This is a genomic window from Spiroplasma kunkelii CR2-3x (genome assembly GCF_001274875.1).
Taxonomy (GTDB): Bacteria; Bacillota_I; Bacilli_A; order Mycoplasmatales; family Mycoplasmataceae; genus Spiroplasma; species Spiroplasma kunkelii.
In genome coordinates this window covers 959,854-981,608 of the sequence record NZ_CP010899.1, presented here as the reverse complement: position 1 = coordinate 981,608, position 21,755 = coordinate 959,854, and the positions used below count along the sequence as shown (strand labels likewise).

The 21,755-nt window shown below is 23.5% G+C and carries 27 protein-coding genes and 2 pseudogenes; 20 read left to right on the top strand and 9 right to left on the bottom strand.

Going from position 1 to position 21,755, the window contains the following annotated elements:
* Genes SKUN_RS05360 through SKUN_RS05340 form a run of 5 tightly spaced genes read left to right on the top strand, consistent with a single transcriptional unit; the run spans position 1 to position 1,624 of the window.
* Entirely contained in the window at positions 1-297 is a 297-nt protein-coding gene (locus SKUN_RS05360) for a hypothetical protein (RefSeq protein WP_053391167.1), read from the top strand.
* A 1-nt stretch (position 298) separates the two neighbouring features.
* Positions 299-706 (top strand): hypothetical protein, encoded by a 408-nt coding sequence (locus SKUN_RS05355; RefSeq protein ID WP_053391166.1) that lies wholly within the window; start codon positions 299-301, stop codon positions 704-706.
* Between the two features lies 1 nt (position 707).
* Positions 708-1,058 (top strand): pentapeptide repeat-containing protein, encoded by a 351-nt coding sequence (locus tag SKUN_RS08490; protein WP_200902981.1) that lies wholly within the window; start codon positions 708-710, stop codon positions 1,056-1,058.
* A complete protein-coding gene (locus SKUN_RS05345) occupies positions 1,058-1,246 on the top strand; it encodes a hypothetical protein (RefSeq protein ID WP_053391165.1) in 189 nt (62 codons plus the stop codon). Before SKUN_RS08490 ends, SKUN_RS05345 begins: the two co-directional genes overlap by 1 nt.
* The gene (locus tag SKUN_RS05340) at positions 1,247-1,624 is read left to right on the top strand and encodes a hypothetical protein (RefSeq protein WP_053391164.1); all 378 of its coding nucleotides are present in this window, start codon (positions 1,247-1,249) and stop codon (positions 1,622-1,624) included. It begins immediately after the preceding gene.
* Here the strand turns inward: SKUN_RS05340 and SKUN_RS05335 are convergent.
* The 3 genes and pseudogenes from SKUN_RS05335 to SKUN_RS05325 all read right to left on the bottom strand — a co-directional run.
* Complete coding sequence (locus SKUN_RS05335; protein WP_053391163.1) at positions 1,621-1,863, bottom strand: hypothetical protein; 243 nt, start codon at positions 1,861-1,863, stop codon at positions 1,621-1,623. The two genes, SKUN_RS05340 and SKUN_RS05335, sit on opposite strands and share 4 nt — an antisense overlap.
* A gap of 60 nt (positions 1,864-1,923) precedes the next feature.
* Positions 1,924-2,379 carry a hypothetical protein gene (locus SKUN_RS05330; protein WP_053391162.1) on the bottom strand — a complete coding sequence of 152 codons (456 nt, stop codon included), beginning with the start codon at positions 2,377-2,379 and terminating at the stop codon, positions 1,924-1,926.
* 748 nt (positions 2,380-3,127) lie between these two features.
* Positions 3,128-3,365 (bottom strand): annotated as a pseudogene (locus tag SKUN_RS05325) (IS30 family transposase); the annotation flags it as partial.
* Between the two features lie 235 nt (positions 3,366-3,600).
* Here SKUN_RS05325 and SKUN_RS05320 point away from each other — a divergent pair.
* The gene (locus SKUN_RS05320; RefSeq protein WP_053391160.1) at positions 3,601-4,074 is read left to right on the top strand and encodes a hypothetical protein; all 474 of its coding nucleotides are present in this window, start codon (positions 3,601-3,603) and stop codon (positions 4,072-4,074) included.
* 84 nt (positions 4,075-4,158) lie between these two features.
* Here SKUN_RS05320 and SKUN_RS05315 read toward each other — a convergent pair whose 3' ends face one another.
* Positions 4,159-5,313 carry a hypothetical protein gene (locus tag SKUN_RS05315; RefSeq protein WP_053391159.1) on the bottom strand — a complete coding sequence of 385 codons (1,155 nt, stop codon included), beginning with the start codon at positions 5,311-5,313 and terminating at the stop codon, positions 4,159-4,161.
* Between the two features lie 753 nt (positions 5,314-6,066).
* Here SKUN_RS05315 and SKUN_RS08485 point away from each other — a divergent pair.
* The 7 genes and pseudogenes from SKUN_RS08485 to SKUN_RS11805 all read left to right on the top strand — a co-directional run bounded on the left by SKUN_RS08485 (position 6,067) and on the right by SKUN_RS11805 (position 8,931).
* On the top strand, positions 6,067-6,216 hold the full coding sequence (locus SKUN_RS08485; protein ID WP_083436112.1) for a hypothetical protein: 150 nt from the start codon (positions 6,067-6,069) through the stop codon (positions 6,214-6,216).
* Entirely contained in the window at positions 6,216-6,515 is a 300-nt protein-coding gene (locus SKUN_RS09670) for a hypothetical protein (RefSeq protein ID WP_162489922.1), read from the top strand. Before SKUN_RS08485 ends, SKUN_RS09670 begins: the two co-directional genes overlap by 1 nt.
* A pseudogene (locus tag SKUN_RS05310) lies at positions 6,404-7,015 on the top strand (hypothetical protein); the annotation flags it as partial. The gene SKUN_RS09670 and the pseudogene SKUN_RS05310, both read left to right, overlap by 112 nt.
* Positions 7,008-7,481 carry a hypothetical protein gene (locus SKUN_RS05305; RefSeq protein WP_235510972.1) on the top strand — a complete coding sequence of 158 codons (474 nt, stop codon included), beginning with the start codon at positions 7,008-7,010 and terminating at the stop codon, positions 7,479-7,481. The pseudogene SKUN_RS05310 and the gene SKUN_RS05305, both read left to right, overlap by 8 nt.
* 159 nt (positions 7,482-7,640) lie before the next feature.
* Complete coding sequence (locus SKUN_RS11370; protein WP_268794806.1) at positions 7,641-7,775, top strand: hypothetical protein; 135 nt, start codon at positions 7,641-7,643, stop codon at positions 7,773-7,775.
* A 525-nt stretch (positions 7,776-8,300) separates the two neighbouring features.
* Positions 8,301-8,522 (top strand): hypothetical protein, encoded by a 222-nt coding sequence (locus tag SKUN_RS09665; RefSeq protein WP_162489921.1) that lies wholly within the window; start codon positions 8,301-8,303, stop codon positions 8,520-8,522.
* Positions 8,464-8,931, top strand: a complete 468-nt coding sequence (locus tag SKUN_RS11805) for an integrase core domain-containing protein (RefSeq protein WP_200903032.1) — start codon at positions 8,464-8,466, stop codon at positions 8,929-8,931. Before SKUN_RS09665 ends, SKUN_RS11805 begins: the two co-directional genes overlap by 59 nt.
* Positions 8,932-9,321: 390 nt before the next feature.
* Here SKUN_RS11805 and recD2 read toward each other — a convergent pair whose 3' ends face one another.
* From recD2 to SKUN_RS05285, 3 genes are read right to left on the bottom strand one after another with little or no spacing between them, the layout of a single operon-like run.
* Entirely contained in the window at positions 9,322-11,484 is a 2,163-nt protein-coding gene (gene recD2, locus SKUN_RS05295) for an SF1B family DNA helicase RecD2 (RefSeq protein ID WP_053391158.1), read from the bottom strand.
* A gap of 15 nt (positions 11,485-11,499) precedes the next feature.
* Complete coding sequence (gene mnmA, locus SKUN_RS05290; protein ID WP_053391157.1) at positions 11,500-12,633, bottom strand: tRNA 2-thiouridine(34) synthase MnmA; 1,134 nt, start codon at positions 12,631-12,633, stop codon at positions 11,500-11,502.
* Positions 12,634-12,668: 35 nt separating this feature from the next.
* Complete coding sequence (locus tag SKUN_RS05285) at positions 12,669-13,238, bottom strand: hypothetical protein (protein ID WP_053391156.1); 570 nt, start codon at positions 13,236-13,238, stop codon at positions 12,669-12,671.
* A 421-nt stretch (positions 13,239-13,659) separates the two neighbouring features.
* Between SKUN_RS05285 and SKUN_RS05280 the strand changes: the two genes are divergently transcribed.
* From SKUN_RS05280 to SKUN_RS05265, 7 genes are all read left to right on the top strand, one after another.
* Positions 13,660-15,177: a PBSX family phage terminase large subunit gene (locus SKUN_RS05280; RefSeq protein ID WP_053391155.1), complete on the top strand. Its 1,518-nt coding sequence runs from the start codon at positions 13,660-13,662 to the stop codon at positions 15,175-15,177.
* Between the two features lie 96 nt (positions 15,178-15,273).
* Positions 15,274-15,717 carry an aldo-keto reductase family protein gene (locus SKUN_RS05275; RefSeq protein ID WP_053391154.1) on the top strand — a complete coding sequence of 148 codons (444 nt, stop codon included), beginning with the start codon at positions 15,274-15,276 and terminating at the stop codon, positions 15,715-15,717.
* A gap of 1,036 nt (positions 15,718-16,753) precedes the next feature.
* The gene (locus SKUN_RS08865; protein WP_144416773.1) at positions 16,754-17,020 is read left to right on the top strand and encodes a hypothetical protein; all 267 of its coding nucleotides are present in this window, start codon (positions 16,754-16,756) and stop codon (positions 17,018-17,020) included.
* 515 nt (positions 17,021-17,535) lie between these two features.
* Positions 17,536-17,742: a hypothetical protein gene (locus SKUN_RS09375; RefSeq protein WP_158500795.1), complete on the top strand. Its 207-nt coding sequence runs from the start codon at positions 17,536-17,538 to the stop codon at positions 17,740-17,742.
* A 242-nt stretch (positions 17,743-17,984) separates the two neighbouring features.
* A complete protein-coding gene (locus SKUN_RS09370; RefSeq protein ID WP_158500794.1) occupies positions 17,985-18,131 on the top strand; it encodes a hypothetical protein in 147 nt (48 codons plus the stop codon).
* 52 nt (positions 18,132-18,183) lie between these two features.
* The gene (locus SKUN_RS05270; RefSeq protein ID WP_053391153.1) at positions 18,184-18,696 is read left to right on the top strand and encodes a hypothetical protein; all 513 of its coding nucleotides are present in this window, start codon (positions 18,184-18,186) and stop codon (positions 18,694-18,696) included.
* A 252-nt stretch (positions 18,697-18,948) separates the two neighbouring features.
* The gene (locus SKUN_RS05265) at positions 18,949-19,272 is read left to right on the top strand and encodes a hypothetical protein (protein WP_053391152.1); all 324 of its coding nucleotides are present in this window, start codon (positions 18,949-18,951) and stop codon (positions 19,270-19,272) included.
* 189 nt (positions 19,273-19,461) lie between these two features.
* On the opposite strand, the gene SKUN_RS05260 is transcribed toward SKUN_RS05265, so the two are convergent.
* Together SKUN_RS05260 and SKUN_RS05255 are read right to left on the bottom strand one after the other, a co-directional pair.
* Entirely contained in the window at positions 19,462-20,625 is a 1,164-nt protein-coding gene (locus tag SKUN_RS05260) for a hypothetical protein (RefSeq protein ID WP_053391151.1), read from the bottom strand.
* Between the two features lie 4 nt (positions 20,626-20,629).
* Positions 20,630-21,724, bottom strand: a complete 1,095-nt coding sequence (locus SKUN_RS05255) for an aminopeptidase P family protein (protein WP_053391150.1) — start codon at positions 21,722-21,724, stop codon at positions 20,630-20,632.
* Between the last annotated feature and the right edge of the window lie 31 nt (positions 21,725-21,755).

The window sequence follows — 21,755 nt, the reverse complement described above, 5'->3', positions numbered from 1 at the left end:
ATGAAAGAAATTAGAAATTTACAATTATCAGAATTTCAAAAACAAGTTATTAATAAATTAGATGATGAATACTGATATGAAAATAATGTCGGTTATGAAAATAGTATTACAATTTTAAATAAAGAACTGGAATTTTTAATAAGAATAAATAAAACAGATGACACTGCATCAATAAATGAAAGTTTAGAATCTTGTAAAAGCAGAATTGAAAAAAGTTTAAATAACCATAATCAACTTGTTAAAGATGAAGAAAAAAGAATTAAATTATTAGAACTTATATTAAAGGAGAATAAATAATATGAGTATTGATGAATTTTATGAAAAATATCAAACCAAAGAAGATGAAAATTATTCTAAATATGATTTTACCGCAGGTCATTATTATGTTGAAAATGATTGATCATTAAATTTTAAAGAATTACATCTTGATAAATATAATATTGATGAATTTAAACAGTTAATTGAAGATTATGATAATAATCGTAAAAATTGAGAAAAACCGAAATTTGTAAAGATTGTGAAAGAAGAAAAAGAAATCAAGAATCTTGTAAAGAAGGGAATGAATAATATGTATAAAGATGAAAATGGAAATATTTATACTGAAGAAGATTTATTTAATGAAGCATTAGAAGAATGTCATTCAGAAGAGAGTGCTTATGACTATATTGAGACATTAATTGAAGAAAAGAATTTGGAGGAATTATAATATGAAAATATTAAAAGATATGATTAAAGATTTAACAGGAGTTACTGTTGAAAAAGAAAAATTAAATCAATATTTAGAAAGTGAAAGATTAGATTTAGAAGGTGCTAATTTAGAAGGTGCTAATTTACAAGGTGCTAATTTATGAGATGCTAATTTAGAAGGTGCTTATTTAACTGGTGCTAATTTATATGGTGCTTATTTAACTGGTGCTAATTTAGAAGGTGCCGATTTAGAAGGTGCTGATTTAAAAGGTGCTGATTTAGAAGGTGCTAATTTAAAAGATGCTTATTTATGTGGTATTAAAATCACAAAAAAACAATTAGAACAATTAACTATTGAGGAGGATGAATAATGACAAAAACAGAATCAATTAAATTTGATAAATTACAAGAAGAAAATGAAGCACTTAAAAAAAGAACTTGCTGAATTAAAGAAGATTTTGATGAATATTGTCAATATGTAAATGGTCGAAGAGAAGATACTTTTATTATAAAAGATAAATCTTTATATAAAAAATTACCTAATAAGGAGGTGAAATAAATGAGTGATATTGTAAAAAATACAGTAAATAATATTACATTTCATTTTCCTTTAAAAGTAGATGATTTTAAAAATGAAAGTATTTTAGCATATAATGTTCAAAAATTTAAAGAAGAAAATAAACAAGAATTAACTGAGTATATTTTTAGACATATTAATCATTATGCTTTAAATGGTTATCAAAATGTACATTTAAAAGATATTCCAAGTGCTATTACTAAAAATAATTTTGTTTTTAAAGAATGATTAGAACTTATTCAAAAATTATTAGATGAACATAATAGAATTGGAAAAATAATTACTAATTATAGAAATTATATTGAAAGATATAGAGTTGAAATTAATAATAATATGACGCAAATTCTACTCATTTTTTAATCCTCCTTAATTTCTGTTCTACCTTGTAAGGCATTTTGATTATTACCAGTTTCATCATATTCTAGTAATTTATTATTATGTTCTATTTCTTTGGTTTGCATTTTATCTTGTCATTTTTCAATTTTTTCATAATATTTAGTTGCTTCTAATTCATCAATATTATCATATTCAGTAATTGCTCTTATTGGTTCCATTGTTCCATTGTCTAATCTAGCAGTAATTAATTCATTTTGTCGCATTTGGTCAACTAAACTAGCACTAACAAAATCAAAACCATAAGGCCGTTCACCATTACCATCTTATAAACCATAATATTTTAAAACAATATCAAACATCTTAGTATAATATTGTTTACGATATGATTGTAAATATGCTTGTTTTTCTAAGTCTTTTGTTTTTTTTATTAATGATTGTGTTTTATTTTCTTCACTATATGAAGCATCGCCAAAAGGACTAGAAAAATTACATGCTATATATACTTGTTCAATAATAGATTTTTGGTCTTGTGTATATGTTTCTAAAATTGGTGTACCTGGATAACCTCTAAGCATCAATTCATTTAATTTATTAATAATTTTTTTATTTAACTTTTTCATATTCCACATCCTTACTAGGTAATTTTTTATATAAAGATTTACACCTTCTAAATTAGCATCTTCTAAATCTAATCTTTCACTTTCTAAATATTGATTTAATTTTTCTTTTTCAACAGTAACTCCTGTTAAATCTTTAATCATATCTTTTAATGTTTTCATTTAATTTTTTTCCTTTCTGTAAAAAAAAACATAATATTCCTTTATTAGTTAATATTTTTATATTTAGTAAATAATTTATTTTATTATTTACTTACTTCGCCGCCCGCTTCACTTTGTGGGTGAGCGGGGGCGGTAGAATATTTTTATAGAGTTTACCCCTCCACGGAAATAAACAAACAATTTACCCAGTTATTAATTACGCTTCATCCATCCCTACACAACTTTATATAAAGAAAATAACCTTTTGGAGCTCCTCCCTCTTGTTTTTTTAGTGTCCGATATTGTTTTTTTAGGTTTAACAGCACTCTTTTTATGAAACAAGCAAAAACACACGCTCTGACATTTCGCGGGCGACTAACCCCGCTGAGAATTAAAAAAATAAATATGGGTAAATCCAATCGCTTTCACACTTTCTTTAAGGCTTCGTGCCATAGATGAGTTATTCATCTTTAAGCATTCAAAATATTAATTTTTAGTATTGCATTATTCATCAGATAGTACCTTTATTAAAAATGATATTATTAGTTGTTAAACCAAAAAAATATAATAAATCACAGAAAGGAAATTATAAAAATTAACTAATTGATGGAGAAAATAGGTTAATTTTTAATTTTAAAGATACTATCTGATGAATAATGCAATTAAAAAAAAATCGCTCTAATAAGCGATTACTTTAATTTGTATTTAATTACTTTATTTATAATTTTTATAAAAAATAAGCTTTTTTCCGACTATCATTAAATACTTAATTTATTTTTTGTTGAATAACATTATTAAAATCAGTTCCCTGAGGAAATCAGTGTCTTAATTCAATATTCATATATTCAATTAAAGGTTTTTGGCGATATTTACCAGCGTCACAAAAATATACTTGTGTTTCAGCCTTGTGTTTCAGCAAAGATTTCCATTTCTCTTCATTTATAAAATTATCTTCCTCTATCATTTATTATTACTTTAATTTTCCCAATTAAATTATTATTTATAACTTAATATGGATAAAATAAAAGAAAAATTAAAATATTTAATGTTAGCATGATATTAATTCTTTTTAACACTTTTTAATTTTATCATTTTTTTCCTTTGAATCAAAATATATGAAATACACAAAACAATATTTTAAATTTTTTTTATTTTTTTGATATAATTAAAATAGTTTATGTAAAAATATCAATAAATATTCTTATATAGGAAACGAAACATAAAAAGATGAGGAGTTTATTTATGGAAATAAAAAAGAAAATTGTTATGCAAGAAGAATTACCAGTAGTTGATTTAATAAATCAAATTATTGATGAAGGAAAAGAGTTAACTACTAAAACTGATATAAAAGCAGCAAAAGAAAAACTAATGCATGAAGAATGAATTAAAAAAAATAATGAAGCATGTGCTATTGCAGCAAAAAAATGAGAAGAAAAAATTAAATTAGCAAAGGAAAAAGAACTTAAAGCAGCATCAAAACTTAAAAATGTTGATAAGATTGAACAAGAAAAAATTGCTTTATTAGAACAAAAAAGGAAAGAAGAAATTGCTAAAAATAATGTTTTATATGAAGAACGTGCTAAAAAACAAGCTCGTTTGACAAATATTTCACGTGTTAAAAAAGCAATGCGTGAGAGAAAAATGATTTTATCAAAAGAATCATGAGAAAAAGAGTCACAAAAATGACAAAAATTATTAGATCAAGTTTCACGTTAATTAAATAACTTGCACTGATTTTATCAGTGTTTTTTTAAAATAAAATTGTTAAGTCACTTAATTTAGTTTTAAATAAAAATAAAATTAACTTAAACTTGGCAAATAAATTGTTAAAAACTCATGTCAAAATTCTCATGCTTTGGTTTTTAATGTATCATTTGTTAAAAATCAGTATGAAAATCCTTCGGCAAAAAATTCAAAAGAACTTTTAAAAGAATATTCGCTAAGATGAAATAATTGAAAAATTTTTTCTCTATCCAAATTGCGGGAATTATTAATTTTTTTTACTAAAAATTCTTTTAGATGTTCAATAGGATTAATTTTCCTAGAAAGAGAATAAAAGTGAATAATATGACCAATTTCATGAAATAAAGTTTTAAAAATACTATTTGATGTTTTAAACCCACTTGTTCATTCATAAATTGCTGTGTTTGCATAGTTACATTTTAAAGTGGTCGAATTAAGAACAACTTGTTTATTACCTGAATTAGCATATCCTCAAACATTATTTAAATTTTCAACTTTAATTTGTCTTAAAATATCATTTACATTATTTTTGTTAAAAATATTTGCAAGAATATTATAGAATAATAATATTAGTTCTTTTAGTTGTTCTTTATAAGTATTACAAAAATTCTTAATAATGTATTCTCAGGAAGCTTTAATATTTTGGTTTAAAAAAGTTAATAGTTCTTGAAAAGAAGTAAATTCTTGGTTTTCATAAAATGGTAAAGCAGAATTTTGTGTTTGACTTAAGAATGCATTAGTTAAGTTTTCCTCATTTGCTGTAATTTGTTTATTATTAATTCATAAACCATTATAATGGCGTTGTTGCATTCAAATTTGATTTGGGATATATTGTTGATTTAAATTAATTTGATTAGCAATGGATTTATCAAGAATATAATTAATTATAACTGATCCATTATAAAATTTATAGTCATTAGAAATAATTGTAGCATTAGTAGCACTAATATTGTCTCTAATTTTAATTTTATTGACATTTAAATTTGGAAATTGTTGTTTTAATGTTGTTTTAATTTGAACTGCGGTTGGAACATGATAACCATTGGTTTTAATTATTTGCACATTAGGATTATTAATAATTGAATTTAATAAAATTGGTTTTTGGTTTAAATAAACACAGTATAGAACATATAAAATAAAACTTAATAGAAATAATACTACCCAAATTAGTGATATATTAACTATTAAAATTAGTTTTTTTCGTTTTTTCATTAATATATAATAACCTTACTATTTAATAATTTTTAAGTGCGGAATTAAATCGTTGACTATTCCTTATTTATTATAATAAAAATTTAATTAACAAAAATAAATTTAAAATTTATCAAATTATTTTCAGAATTATTAAAATAATTGGCAAATAATTTGATTATTTTTTTTATTTTGTATCGTGTATATTCAAGTTCCAAATTTATCTCTTGTTATTTGGTAGTAATAAAAAAGCTTAGGTTTTGTATTGTAAAGATGCAAGTAGGTAATTCAAACCTTGTTAATTTGATAATATACTTTTTATTTTAAAATGTAATATTTTTCAAAAAAAATTATTTTTTTTAAATATAAGTTAATATTTAAGCACGACAAAAAAAGTTTGCTACAAATATATAATTCATATTTAAAAAAATTAAATATTAATATTTTGTAAAAATTGTAGAAACCACACATATTTTGTATTTTTGGTTTTTACAGTTTTGGAAAGTAAATTTTTTTTTAATATTTTTAATTATAGGAGGTTGAAATTATGCAAACAAAGCAATATTTTATTTTGCGGTCGCTAGTGAAAAAGTATGGTAAAGATAATGTTATTAATAATGCTAATAAGATTGCAAAAGATATTGAAATTAAAAAGTAAAAGAATAAATTATCCGCTAATAAATTACGCGGAATAATTTATTCAATAATGTTTTTTAATGGAGTGGAGCTAGTTTGTAAATTTCAATTTTTTAATTTTTAGAAAGGAGATATATTATGCCAACTTGATTAACAACAATACTTAGTATTATTATTTTATTGGCGATTTTTGCTTGAATTGGTTTATCAATTTATCAAAAAATTAAACAAATTCAAGGAAAGAAAAAAGAAAAAAAAGAACTTGAAAGAAAGGAGGATAAAAAATAATGTTAGGTATGTATTTAACAACAGCAGTTAATTTTTTAGCAAATACACCTAAAACTATGACTGAGGGCATGACTAGTATTTGAACTGGTTTAATTAGTGTATTATGAAAAGTTAAAGAAGGTATAACAAATATTTTACCTGAGATAATGGTTTTTTTAGGTGATACGTGAATTATTTTAATTCCGCCCCGCCTTATGATAGTGTTATTTTATTTGATTAAAGTTATTTGTATATTGATGGAACTAGTCCTCACGATGAGAAAAAAGTTAATAGTGGTAAAATACCGTGAATTGTTTTAGCGAGACATTTTGGTAATCGTGCGTTGTTTACTGCTCAGCGTGAGGGTATGATTTGAAATAATATTAACCAGTTAGCAAGTGGAATTATTATTCCAATTTCATTGAAAAAACCTGTTGCTAAAAAAGGATTTAATTTTTTTAATCGTTTCTTTATTATGCGAATTGGAATTTTCCAAGATATAACCGATTATGAAATTTGAAAAACAAAATCAGTAGAACGAACAGCAGAAGGTAAACGAGTAAAACATAAGTTGGATGTTGGATTAGGAATTCGGTTTTTTAAAATAATTATTCCGCTTGAATTTGCCAATAAGTATGATAGTCAATGATTAAAATTTGTGCGTGATTTCAAAAATGATGAAATTGTTAATAAAAAAGAATATTATTGGTCATAAATTACAAAATTAAGTGTTAAAGAACGATTGGAGTTATTTGATATTGATATTTTGAAAAAGAATTTAAAACCTAAAAAAGAGAAAGGAAATAGGAAAGATGATTAATTTATTAGTTGAAAATAATAATAGTAATTGAGACAAGATTTTTAGTTTTGTTTTTGATATATTTTTGTTTATTTTTGATGTAGTTTGAAATACAAAATTACCGATGACAAATACGTCAATTTCTTATTTTTTAATCTTTTTTATGGTTATTAAGTTATCAATTTACGCAATTCACGGCACATCAACACAATATAATAATTTAGGTTCAACAGTACAAACGGGGGTGTCAAATATTTATTCTGCTACTGTTCGTGGTGTTTTTGATACTAAACAAGGTATGCGAAAACATATTAAAGAGCGTAAACAATTTAAAATTAATCGTAATAAAAAACAATTATCAAGTTTAGCAAAACAAGCAAAAACAAGAGAACAAGGATGTTTATATTTTTTCTTTTTCACAAGATTTAGCCAACCTTTCTGAAAATATTTTTATCATAAAAATAAAATTTTGTTGACATTTTTTTAAAAGATGTTAAGATGGTGATGTAATTTAATACAAGTAAGATTTTCCAACCTTAAATCTCTTGTTTAAAAATTACTAAGAATAAAGACTTGCAAAAGTCTTTTTTTATTTTACTTTTTGATATTTTTTTGTAGAATGGTGATGACAAAAGAGGTAAAAAAGATGGCAAAAGTGGGAATTAATTGGTGAAAAGATGAAAAAAAGCGGAATATTGATGTAAAAATAAGTAAATTTGATGATTATTGTATACAAAATAATTACAAACTTGCTACAAAAGAAACCTTATTTGTGAATTAGAAGAAGATGAATATGAAAACCTTAAAAATAGCAATATTATTGCTTATAATACCTTAAAAAGAAAATACGAATATTAGAAAATAATATAAAATTACATCTCTTAAACGAAACTAAGGGTATCCTCCCCTTATCGTCATCATCATATCATATTATTTTAATTAAATATTATTTACATATTTTTTCTTTACATATTCAACAAATATTATAATTTTTAACAAAATTATTATCATTAAAAATTAAATGATTTAAATCTAAAAAGGCAGTCCGCCTTGATGACTGTAGAAACCACACACATTTTGTATTTTTGGTTTTTACAGTTTTGGAAAGTAAATTTTTTTTAATATTTTTAATTAAGGAGTTGAAATTATGAAAACAAAGCAATATTTTATTTTGTGGTCCTTAGTAATTAAGTATGGAAAATATAATGTTATTAATACTGTTAATAAGATTGCAAAAGATATTGAAATTAAAAAGTAAAAGAATAAATTATTCCGCGTAATTTATTAGCGGATAATTTATTCAATAATGTTTTTTAATGGAGCGAAGCGACAACGAGCGGAGCGAGTTTGCAAATTTCAATTTTTTAATTTTTTAGAAGGGAGTTATATTGTGCCAACTTGATTAACAATAATATTTAGATGGACGCTAAATATTTTGTACCAAGTAAATTTCCAGTTGATAAAAAGTATTATGTTTATGATTTTATTGATGAAAAAAAAGATTAGCATTAGGATATGTTTATGATAAATTAAGTATTGATAATGCTATTGATTCTGTTAAAAAAGCAATTAGTGATTTTAAAAATATATTTGGTGTTAAAATAACACGGATTAGAACTGATAACGGTTCTGAATTTATTAATAATTATCGGAATAATCAAAAAAATAATGTTAAAGAAACTAATTTTACTCAATTTTTAACAGATAAAAATATTTTTCATCAGACAACACCCGTTCGTTCTCCACAGTCAAACGGCAAGATTGAAAGATTTTATCAAAATTATACTAAATTATTTGTATTTGAAGAAAAAATATTAAATGTCGTTAGTTTACAGAATAAATTAAATGATTATTATTATTTTTATAATTTTGAAATAGTTCATAAGTCTTTAAATTTTCAGACACCATTTAACTTTTTGAATAGTTTAATTAAATAATTTTAAATTATTAAGTTTTTGTATTTAAACTAATTTTTAGTTTGTTTAATTTTATATTTTTTATTTATTTATTTTATGATATTTTTATATTATAAATAAATATTTTTATTATTTTTGTTATTTTCTTGTAATCTTTAAAATGTATGTGGTATACTACAGTTGTTATTATAATAGTAATATTGATTGATGATAATCCGAATGAAACCATTTACTATGTTAGTGGTGATGCTTTTGATTGCACTACTAATAAAACTTTTACAGGCCATAATTTAATAAATATGTTTACAATAACATCTGCTAATCTTGACGCCATTGTCACTCCTCTATAAATTTAATAAGTTTTATGTTAAATTTTTTATGATAACATTAAAACTAGCCAAAATATGATAATTATTGTTCTTTTAAAAATGTTTTAATTTTTTCTTGTAAAGTTGTTCGCCGTTTTTGTGGTAAATTATTAACACCATATAAAAATGCTGATGGTTCACCAATTAAATATAATTTAGTTTTAGCACGAGTAATTGCTGTATAAATTAGATTTCGTTTTAACATCATTCAAAAACTTTTTGTTATTACAAAAATAATATTATCATATTCACTACCCTGCAATTTATGAACACTACAAGCATAAGCCAAAGTAATATCATAATAAAGTTCTTTACTATATGGAATTACATTATCGTATTTTACTAAGATTACATCATTTAAATTTTTATCTTTTTTAATATCAACAATAATGCCAACATCACCATTATAAATTTCTAATTCAGGTCGATTTTTAAGTTGCATAACTTTATCATTAACTCGGAAAAAACGATGCCCAATCTTAATTTCTTTTTGACCACTTGCATGATTCATTCGATTTTGTAAATAAGTATTTAATGCATTAATTCCAACTGGACCATTATACATTGGGGCAATTACTTGAATAGCATTATAATCTGCTTCATATTCATCACTAAGTTTTTGATATAAATTACCAACAATTGTTAATAATGTTTGTGAATCAGTTTCATTAATAAAAGTAAAATCTTTTTTGTCAAATAAATTATTACCTTCAAAATGTTCTTGTTCAATTGCATAAGATAGTTCTAAAATGTCATTTCCAGCTTCTTGACGATAAACTTCTTCTAATTTAATAACATTAAAAACATCACTTTGAATAATATCTCGTAACAAATCGCCACAAGCAACTGACGGTAATTGATTTGGGTCACCAATTAAAATTAATTTACGCGAATTAACAGTAGCTTTTGCAATTTGTGATAATAACAAACTATCAACCATACTAACTTCATCTAAAATTAAAATATCATTTTCCAAAGGATTATTTTCATTATAAAAAAATTTATTAGTTAAAGCATCATATTTTAATAATTTATGAATTGTTAAAGCTTTTTGCCCAGTTTTTTCTCATAATCGTTTGGCTGCTTTTCCTGTTGGTGCTGCTAATACAATTTTTGATTGTTGGTAAACTTTTTTTAAAAGACTAACAATACCATCAACAACTGTTGTTTTACCCGTACCAGGTCCTCCAATAATAACTAAAAAATTAGAATGCACAGCAGCCTTAATTGCTTTTGTTTGATTAATATTATAAGTAATTTGTTTTTTATTCTTTAACTTTTCTAACTCTTCTGTTAATTTTTGATCATCATATTGATCAATCGTATTCAAACCAACTAACATTGCAGCAATATTAATTTCACTATGATATATTTCTGCAACATAAATTTTATCATCCTTAAAAATTAATAATTTAATTTCTTTACTATATTTTAATCCGACTAACAACTGTTCTTTTGTTAAAAAAGGAAAATTCTTTTGTAATATTTTTGTTAATTCATTTAACGTTAAATAAGTATCACCATTATTATTACAAAATTCTTTTGCTAAATATCAGGCATAATAACCTATTCGAATGTTAGTAAAAGGCTCTTGTTTAAATGCTAAATAAATCTTATCAATTGTTTTAAAAGCAATATTATCTTTTAATAGTAATGAATAAGGGTCTTTTTTTAATAAAGTATAAATCTGATCAACATTATATTTTGTTTTTAATAAAGATAAAACTTCTAATGATAATCCTTTTTGATTAAATTGATGATTTAATTCATCATCACGGCTCATTGACTTAAATACCTTCGCAATAATATTAGTTTGTTTAACACTAATACCTGGAATTTCATGTAAGACTGATAAATTTTCTTTAATCTTGGTAATCACATCGGTTTGATAATAATCAATAATTATTTGTGCTGCTTTTTCACCAATTGTGGGAAATAAACTACTAGTTAAATATTTTAAAACCTCATCATTACTTAGTGGGGAAAGTTTATGAATTTCCTTAACTTCAAAATTTTCACCATAGCGTTCATTATAGACAAAGTCTCCTTGTAATTCATATAATTGTTCTGGCTGTAAAGTTGATAAAAATCCCTTAATAAAAATAAAATGTGTTTTATCATTTTCTAATTGAAATTTGCAAATCCGATAACCATTATTGGACTCAAAAACAATTAATTTTAAATAACCCCGTATTTTTTCAGCCATTTTAGTGATCCTTTCTTATAAATATCATAATTTTTGATTATCTAAATAAACATCATTAATAACTCCGCCCCCAAGGCAAACTTCATCATCATAAAAAACAGCAGCTTGTCCTGGCGTAATCTCTTTTACTTTTGTTGCAAATTGCACAAGACATTTATTATCACTTAAAACTGTTACTTTAACAGGAATATCTTTTTGACGATAACGAAATTTAGCTGTACAATTAAATTCTTTTTCATGTAAAGTATGAATTCAATTAACATCAGTAATAATACAACTCGTTGAATATAGTCATTTTTCTTCACTACTTTTTGCAACATATAAAATATTGTTTTCTACATTTTTACCAGCCACAAAATATGGTTCATTCATCCCACCTAAATTTAAACCACGACGTTGACCAATTGTATAATATATCACCCCATTATGATGACCAACAACTTCTTTTCTTTCAATATCAACAATATTACCATTTTGATTTGGAATATAATTTTGTAAAAAGTTTTTAAAATCACGTTCTCCAATAAAACAAATTCCTGTTGAATCTTTTTTATTAGCTGTGCTTAAATTTTGTGCACTTGCAATTTCTCTAACTTCTTTTTTTGTTAAATTTCCTAATGGAAAAAATGTTTTTGATAATTGTCCTTGGTTCAATTGACTTAAAAAATAAGTTTGATCTTTATCCCGGTCAATTCCCCGTAATAATTGATATTCTTGTAATTTTTCATTAAATCGTATTTGAGCATAATGTCCCATAGCAATAAAATCAGCATGATAGTTATTAATTGCATAGTTTAAAAAATAGTCAAATTTAATATACTTATTACATAAAATATCTGGATTAGGAGTTCGCCCTTTTTTATATTCATTAATAAAATGTTTAAACACATATTCTCAATATTCTTTAATAAAATCAACACGGTGCAATGGTACTTGTAATGTTTTGCTAACATTAACAGCATCATTATAATCAAGTTCTTGTGGACAAATTACATTATTAATTGTTTTATTTCCTAAAATATCATTATTTAATTGACTATCTCAATTACGCATAAAAAGACCTTCTACATCATAGCCTGCTTGTTGTAATAAATATAAACTAACTGAAGAATCAACTCCTCCAGATAATCCGACAACAACTTTTTTCATTGTACATAACTTCCTTTTTTATAAATAAATAATAATTAATTATTAGTTAATGACTTTTTAAATTTTTCTTGATATTTTTGCATTTGCATTATTTTTTGAGCAACAGCACGAGCTTGTATTTTAACTTTTGTATGATCAATTTTAACTTCAACATGTTCATTGTTAAATTGAGGATCATTATTTTTCTTATTAAAATTTAATAAATCAATGTTTTTTGTAATAGTAGGTCGCTCATATAAATGTTCTTCATTATCCAATTGAATTTTTTCATCAAAAGTTGATTTAATTTTATTTAATCGGTGATGAAAACTTGTTTTTTCTTGTTGTAACTTTTCAGTTTGATGATGTAAAATTTTTAATGCATTTGGATTATCTAAATTTAAAATCATTTTTCGTGGTTGTACAAATGAATTTAAAGTACTATTTTGATTAATATTTTGGGTTTTAGTAAAAAAATAATTATTTTTAAAAAAATGACTATTTTCTTGTAGAAAAAAAGTTGCATCATTATTTAAAGTAAACTCTTGCTGTTCAATGCTTTGATCATTATGCGCACTTTGCTTAATTGGTTTAATTTTTAAAATTTTAATATCATTACTCTTCATTATCAACACCCATTTCAAGAAAGCTCAAAACTAATATATATTAATTATATCCTAAAACAGTTAAAAAACAAAAGAAATATTGGGTATTTTTCGTAATAACAAAGAAACAATAAAAAGCAATTAAAATTTTAATTGCTTTTTATATTTGTATCATGTATATTCAAGTTCCAAATTTATATCTCTTGTTAATTTAATGATAACATCATTTAAAATAAATGCAACTCTTTTTTAAAAAATTAAAATATTTTATAAATATAGTTTAATTTAACCATATTTAAGCACACTAAAAAGGATTTATTAAATTTAATTAATAAATACATATTTTATTATTTTAATGACATATTTTATGAATTAATGTACATTTTTAAATATTTGTTGTTTTTAAATAATAGCAATTTTAATATGCAAAAAGGAGTAAAAAATGAAAGAATTTAATCCAAAAACAGCAAGTTTAGCAACTTTTTATCGTAAAATAGAGCAATTTTGAGAAAATAAATCATCTGATAAACCATATACTTTAAATGATTTAACCAATGAATTCAATCTTTCTCGCAAGTGAAGATATGATACTTATGCGAGCGAAAAGATAGTTCCTTTACTTGAACGACAAGTTGATAAAATTGAAAGTGAATTAATTAAAGCAATGGTTAAAACACCTGATGGAGTAAAAACATATTGACAACGAGCATTTAATTATAAATATTCACTACAAGAAAAACAATTAGAACAAGAATTAAACTTAAATAATCAACAGCCAATAATAGTTAATTTACAAACTGATATTAGAGATATTAAAAAAGAGAGTGATAATGAATGTGACCAATTTCAACAAAAAGATTTAAGTGATTTAGAATTTGCTATTCGTGGTTATCAAAATAAAATAACAATTAATACTTGTAATCCTGAAAGTTTAAAAAGATATATTGTTGGTTATTGTAATGAATTATTACCTTTTAATGAAGAAATAATGCGTAGTAAATATGAACAAATTAAATACATCGAAAAATGAAATATGAAGATTATTATTCATTATTCTAGTTGAAGACTTAATTATGAATTACCACAAGATAAAGTTAATGAACAATTAAGATTAGAACAATTAGATATTGAAAGAGCAAGAGTATGAAGTTGAGGTTTACCAGGTAATACTAGTGGTTCAATTTTTGCAAGATATATTTATATTATGCAAGCAACAGATATTATTCAACCAACAAAATTATTGGGTGGAGTTGACTTAGCAAACTCTACTAGTCCAAAAGGACATACAACAGCAGCTAGTTTTTGACTATATAATTTATTTGATAAAAAAGCATATAAAGTCGCAGAATATACTCATTCAAATGCTACACAACAATTTAAAGGACCATTAGAACAAGTAAAAGATATTTTAGAGTTTTATAATAATCAATTAAATCAATATTTTAATTTAATACAACAAGGTATATCAATTAATGTTGATGATAGTGCTTATGCAATATTAGAAAGTTTAAATCGAGAAAAATATAATTATAGTTTTGGTCAATATATGACATTTAAACCAGCACAAAAACAAAAATTTAAAGTAAAGCATCGTATTGAAGCATTTACAATGTTAATAAATACTAATCAATTAAAATGATTATGAGAAAAATGTCCTGTAAGTAAAAATCAATATGAATTAATTCAATGAGAAGATAAAGAAGATTCAAGGGAAGAAAGAATGCTAGACTTATATTTTGTTATTGGAAATGGAGTAGCAAACTTAACAAAAGAAGGACATTTATTATTATCAGCACAAGAAATGAGAGTAAAAGATATTTTATCAAATCCTGATTATTATACTTTTCATCGCTTAACAGCAACAGCACAATCAAGTCCTAATATGGAAAGTGCACCACCTTACTTAAAAGGGCAAAAGTCGCGGAGCGACTTAGAGGAGCGAATTCCCTGTCCCAAATAGTTTTTAAAAAAAATTGACAAAAGAAAAATAATAAAATATAGTTAAATTATGTATAGAAAATACATATAAATAAAAAAAAGAAAGGAATAATATATTATGAATATAAAAAAATTATTAAGTTTAATCGGCGCAACAGCAATAACAACAAGTGGAGCAGCCCCATTAATGGCAATGAGTCCAAATCAATCTGAATATAAATTAAAATTAGAAAATGAAGCACTTAAAACAGAAAATGAAAAATTAAAATTAGAAAAAATATTTTCAATAAGTAAATTAGAAAAAATAATTAAAAATTTAAAAAAAACAGGAAAAGATTTATTTTTAGAGTTTTGTGATGTTTTTCCAATTTTTATTGGACTTAAAACACCAGATTTTGACAAAAGAGAATATGAAGAATTTCATAGAAATATAATTGAAAGATTTAAAACCGTTAGAAAAATTGAAAGAGAAGAAAAATTAAAAAATGAAAATATTTTTAATGAACAAGGAATTACAATTGAAGATTTTATAAAACAAAAAAAAGCATCATTTCTTGTTTAAGATTAAATAAAAAAAATATTAAATAAATTATAATAAAAAACATTTATCAAATGTTTAATGTATTCAAACAAAAATAAAGGTTTTCAGGTGGGAAACTTTAAATATAAGTAAATGTTTTTTTATTTATATTTACATTCATTTTTTAAAATAAGTTTTTATAATTTTCAAAAAATAGCTTTTGTTCTTTTCAATGTTTCTAATATTTTTAGTTGTTTTAATTTTATTCAATTTATTCAACATTTATAATTATTTAAAGTTTTAAATTATATGAAACCTTTATTTTATAATATTAGAGAAGAAAAGAAATGTTAATTATGTTTAAAGTATATTTAAGTTAAATTAAATATAATTAAGTTATTAAAGATAAATAAAATAAAGAAAATTATTATGATGTATATACATTTTACGAGTTAAAGGTAAAAAAATAGTTGGTAAAGAATACCAAGATAAATGAGTTCGTAAAGATAGTTAATTTCAAAATAGTTTGCCCGAAATTATTGAAGGTATTTTTTATAATGTAGAAATTGGTTTTAAAGGTAAAATATAAAAAATATTGCCTTTTGAAATATAACAAGATTTTATTAACAAATATTTTAGTAATTCATCAATAACAGAAATCAATAGTTAATATGCAACAAAAGAGATAATGGTTTAATATTTAAGTTGATAAACAACTTTAAACATTCACAAATAATTAAATAATTTTCTCTTTTTTTAATTTACTTTTATTTTGTAAATTAAATTATAATTTTTTGTTATTTAAGTTTGTTTATCAGTAGAACAGATAATATTTTTTATTAATTTTATTAAAAACAAATAATTTATATAAATGTGTGCGTCTTAGCAAATTATTTGTATTGTAAAAAACAATAAACACTATTTATAAGTCTGATTATTATATTATTCAAAAATAGAAATGTGGTGAATAAATAATATGAACGACCGTAGCAAAAAGATTAATATTGATGAATATGAAGAAATTTTTAAAATTGATTAAAACTTTAAAGACAAAAATATTATATCGTTTTACTTACCAATGTCTTTAAAGCATTATTCTAAAATAATTCAAATAAGAGATAAGATTAAAACTTGGTCTTTTTCTGAAGCAGTAAGATATTTAATTGATAATTGAGATATTAACGATGTCTTAGAAATTGATAAGTCATTTTATAAAAAATTAGTTTCTAAAACAATAAAAATAACTCCTATTCAATATAATAAATTGCTGCATTTACAAGATACTTATAATTTACAATCTTTATCTAGTGTAATGTGTAAATTAGTAAACAATTACAATATATAATTTAACATAAAAATTAAACAAAATAATAATGGTTAGAATAATATAAAAATTTTGCTTCTCTATCACTGTTAAATATTGGCGTGTTAAATGATATTTAATAAAGCAAAATGTAGGATAAATAAATGTGTGTGAATCTTAGTGAATGTGATTTTTTTAATTATTGATTAAATAAATGTAAATTAATTTAATGAATAGTTGGAAAAAGGAAAATATGATATATAATAAAATCATAAAAACTAAATTATGCTTTGTACTAGTCCTATAAAGTGTTATAATTTTCACGATAATAAACATCAAAAAAATATCAATATTAAGACATAGATTATTAATCATCTAATCTATGTCTTTTTTGTTTATATAAAGCGTTTTAAGGGGCAAATTAGACCTTAAAAGTAAGCAGTGATAAAAAAATCTCTCTCTCTTTAAAAACTTACCTACCCTAAAAGTAAAAGCAGATACAAATACAAGTAGAACAAAGACAGACACAGACAAATAAACAAGTAGCAAACACCACGGTGCAAAAAGTTTATCTTTGCCCGTGTGTTGTTTGCTGGGTGAATGTTGAAAATGTCCAAGATATTAAAAAAGCAAACCATCATTTTAGATTATTTATTAGGAGATTAAATTATTATTTTTCTAAATATAAAAAAAGTAAATATAAAGACTTAAAATATTTAGTTGCTTATGAATATCAAAAAAAGGAAGAATACATTTTCATATAATATTTAGTGAATATATCCCTAATAAAGTAGTTAGAAAGTGTTGACCTTATGGATATAATAAAAATTTATCAGTTAAAACTGGTACAAATTAATTTGTTAGTAAATATGTTGTTAAATATATTGTAAAAGCACAAAGTGAAGAAAAAAGTAAAAATATTTATGACTTAAATACCAAAGCATATCGTTTTAGTGCCAATTGTGTTGACATAATTATTAAAGTTGGTGTTATTTAAATATGTGAAATGGAATTAATCTCTTCATTAAAAGGGACAAAACATAATTTTATGTTTAATAATAAAGATGGTTATTTAATGGGTGTTAGCATTGATAGTTATTGAAATAAAGACTATTTTTGACAAATGGAAAAATTAAATCTCTTTTTTATTTAATTAAATTAAAATAATATGGTATGATGGTGACAACAAGGGGGATAATTCTACAATGAAAAAATGATTAAGTTTATTATGTGCAATTACATTAATAGGAGCAAGTACAACAAGTCTAGTTGCTTGTAATACACCACAATATAGCGAAGAAGAATTAACAAAACTTAAAGCAGAAAATAAAATAAACACCGTTAATCAACAAATTAAAGACAATTTAGAATGAATAGCACCACAAGAACAACCATTTAATAAGGTTGATAATAAGTATTATTTTGTTGTGTGTCGTATTAATAAAATTGATAATTGAGAAATTTTTAAATTTCAAAATAAAGAAATTAAACCTGGATATATTATGAAAACATCAAATCCTAAAATAAATATGTCATATTGATTAGCATCGAATTATTATACCATTGGAATTAATAAAGATGATGACTGGTCAACATTTCAAGGTTGAATAAAAGAAAATAAAAACTTTAATTCAGTTTATTGTTGAAATCAATTAGATAAACCAGAGCCTGATTTAGTTATTGATGATAAAGGTATTTTAAAAGTTAAAGGAGAGTAAAAAAAGAGATAATTAAATTTCTTTTTTTTATCTGGGTTTAAATATAATTTTAATAGGATTATTACTATTATTTTTAATTCCTAATGAGCTCAGTTAGAAACATTTAATTTTATATCTTAAATATTACCGAAAGAATTAAAAGATGTTTCGAGAAGACTAAACAATAATTTAGGTAGTAGTGTTTTTGAAAATCTAATTTTTAATTTTAAATCATTAGTTAGTTTTGTCAAAAGATTTAAACAAATTATCTATATGTTATCAAATTATACATATAGAAAATATGCAATTAATAAAGGTTATAATGATGATGTTAAATTATTTGCACCTTATTATTTAGAATTAGTTTCTAATCCAAGAGAGGTAGAAACTGGATATTGAGTTTTTGAAAGTTGCAAAGTTGAATTAAATTCATCATATTTTAATTTTAGTGGCAGTGTCCCTTTTTCACCAAAACCAGTAAATTATTGACAAGAAGTATATGAAGATGATAAACCATTTAAAAATAATGTTTATACCGTCAAATTATTATCGTTATTTACAAGCAAAAACTTCATTAATAAAAGCCGAAGAAATTAATAATTCATTTATATCAAGGCTCAATTTATACTGCTACAGAATAGTGTGAAACCTTCTATAACAATTATAATACGCAAAATAAAAGACATAATTATTATTAAAAAATATATTAAATTTTATAATACAACTAGGGTATCATTAAATAAATAAAATTTTGTCCTATTTAATGGGTACACTCCCTAATAAAAATTATTTTCTCATAATAGATTTAATTGTTCCATCTACTGTTGATTTTAAAGTTAATTCATAAATTATAGTATCATTTTGCTGATGAGGAACAACTAATATAATTTCATATTCAATTCTATTATCTATAATTCGATCACCAACTTGATAAATAGATTTTATTTCAAGGGAATTATTTTGTTCATTATTGGTATAATCATAATTATTTAGATTAAAACCAACCTTTTCACGAAATGTTTGATTTTCTATTATTGTTGGGTCATCAAATTTTATCGAAAAAGTATTAATTTCTTCATTATTTTGTTCTTCATCTTCAATTTTATCTTGTTCTAATTCAGTTTGAATTTTTTTTCGATCAAAAATTGCACTTAATGAAAGTTTCTTTTCATTTTTTGATTCATATAACATTTCTGTTGACAAAAATTGTTGCGTTGGAAAATTATTAACAAAATTTTCATCACGTTTTGGCATAATATACTCTGTAGGATTAACTAAACTCTTTGGGCGTTCAATACCACTAGTTATTTGATGCCGTGATGTTTGCTTTGCTTGAATAAGGTCTAAATCTTGGCTTTGATAATAAAATGGATTATCGTTCATTTGAGTCAAACTTGGAGCAACTGGTTTTGGCGTAATTATTCCAGTAATTTTTTTTAATGTCTTAACATCTTTATGCAAATTAATTAAATATTCTTGAATTTGATTCATATTTGTTTTTAAATCATCTAAGAATTGCCCTTCATTATTACCTGATGAACTTTCTGATTTTAATGTTGGTATTTTTTGTTTTAATAAAAACACTAAAATACTAATAAAAAAACCTAAACCACAAACTGGAATCATTACTACTAAGAAAAAATAACCAATTTGATATAAAAGAATAACATTTACGGAAAAAACTTCGCCAGCAGCATTTTTAATTTGCATTGTAAAAATAAAATTAAAACCATATTGTATGATAAAAAACACGTATGGAAAATTTTGAACACCTTTTTCAACACCAAAACCACTAGTACCAACTAATCCTAATTGATGATTATTTGAAAGAATATAATAAATTTCTTTATTGGCAATAATAATTAGTAACAATGATAAGAATAGAAACAAAAGCATGAAAATAAAAAAGATAATAATAAAAATTTGTGTTTTTGTTAATTTTGTTTTCATTAGCTTAAATTAAAATTAATTCACGTTTTGCTTCTGTTAAAAGATGAAATCCATTTTCGGTGACTAAAATATCATCTTCAATACGAACACCACCTAAATCAGGAATATAAATTCCTGGCTCAACAGTAATAACCATTCCTGGTTCTAATAAGACATCGCAAAATGGTGATACGCGAGGAAATTCATGGATTTCAATCCCAATCCCATGTCCTGTTGAATGTGTAAAATATTCGCCATAACCTTTACTTATGATATAATCACGACAAATTTTATCAATCATTACTGTTGTAACGCCCGGTTTAATTGCATGAATTCCTAAACTTTGTGCTTCATAAACAACATCATAAATTTCTAACATTTTAGATGATGGTGTTACCAACCCAATTGTTCGTGTTGTATCAGAACAATAACCATTATAAATACAACCAAAATCAATTGTAATTAATTCATTATTCGCAATTTTTTTATCAGTTGCACGTCCATGTGGCAATGCTCCTCGTCATCCAGAAGCAACAATTGTATCAAAACTAGGTTTATCAGCACCAGCTTCAACAAAACTATTAATAATAATTTGTTCAACTTGGCGTTCTGTCATTCCAACTTTAATTTTGTTAATAACATTATTAATTGCAATATCACCAATTGCACATGCTTGCTTTAAAGCTTTAATTTCAGAATTTGTTTTAATTGCTCGTAATTCTGAGAAATCAACTGGTTTTAAAGTAACGGATGATAAATTTGTTGTTAAATTTTGATAAGTCAAATATGTTAAGTAATCACTTTCAAAAGCTAAAGTTTTGACCTTATTTTTAACCAAATCACTTTGCAATATTCCAAAAAATCCACCAGGATGATTGGTTTTAATTTCAATAACATTTGTAACATTTTTTGTTTCCTTCTTACCAGCAGTAATATATCGTCCATCTAAATACAAGATTGATTCAGTTTTTGTGAATAACAAATAACCTTCGGAAGAAGCAAATTCAGATAATCAAAAACGGTTAACAGTTGAATGAAATAAAATCCCATCAACTTGATATTTTTCTAAATATTGCTTTAATTTTGCTTTTTTATCTAATTTTACTTTAACATATTCCATTAGCATTATTCTCCTTTTCTTATATATAAAT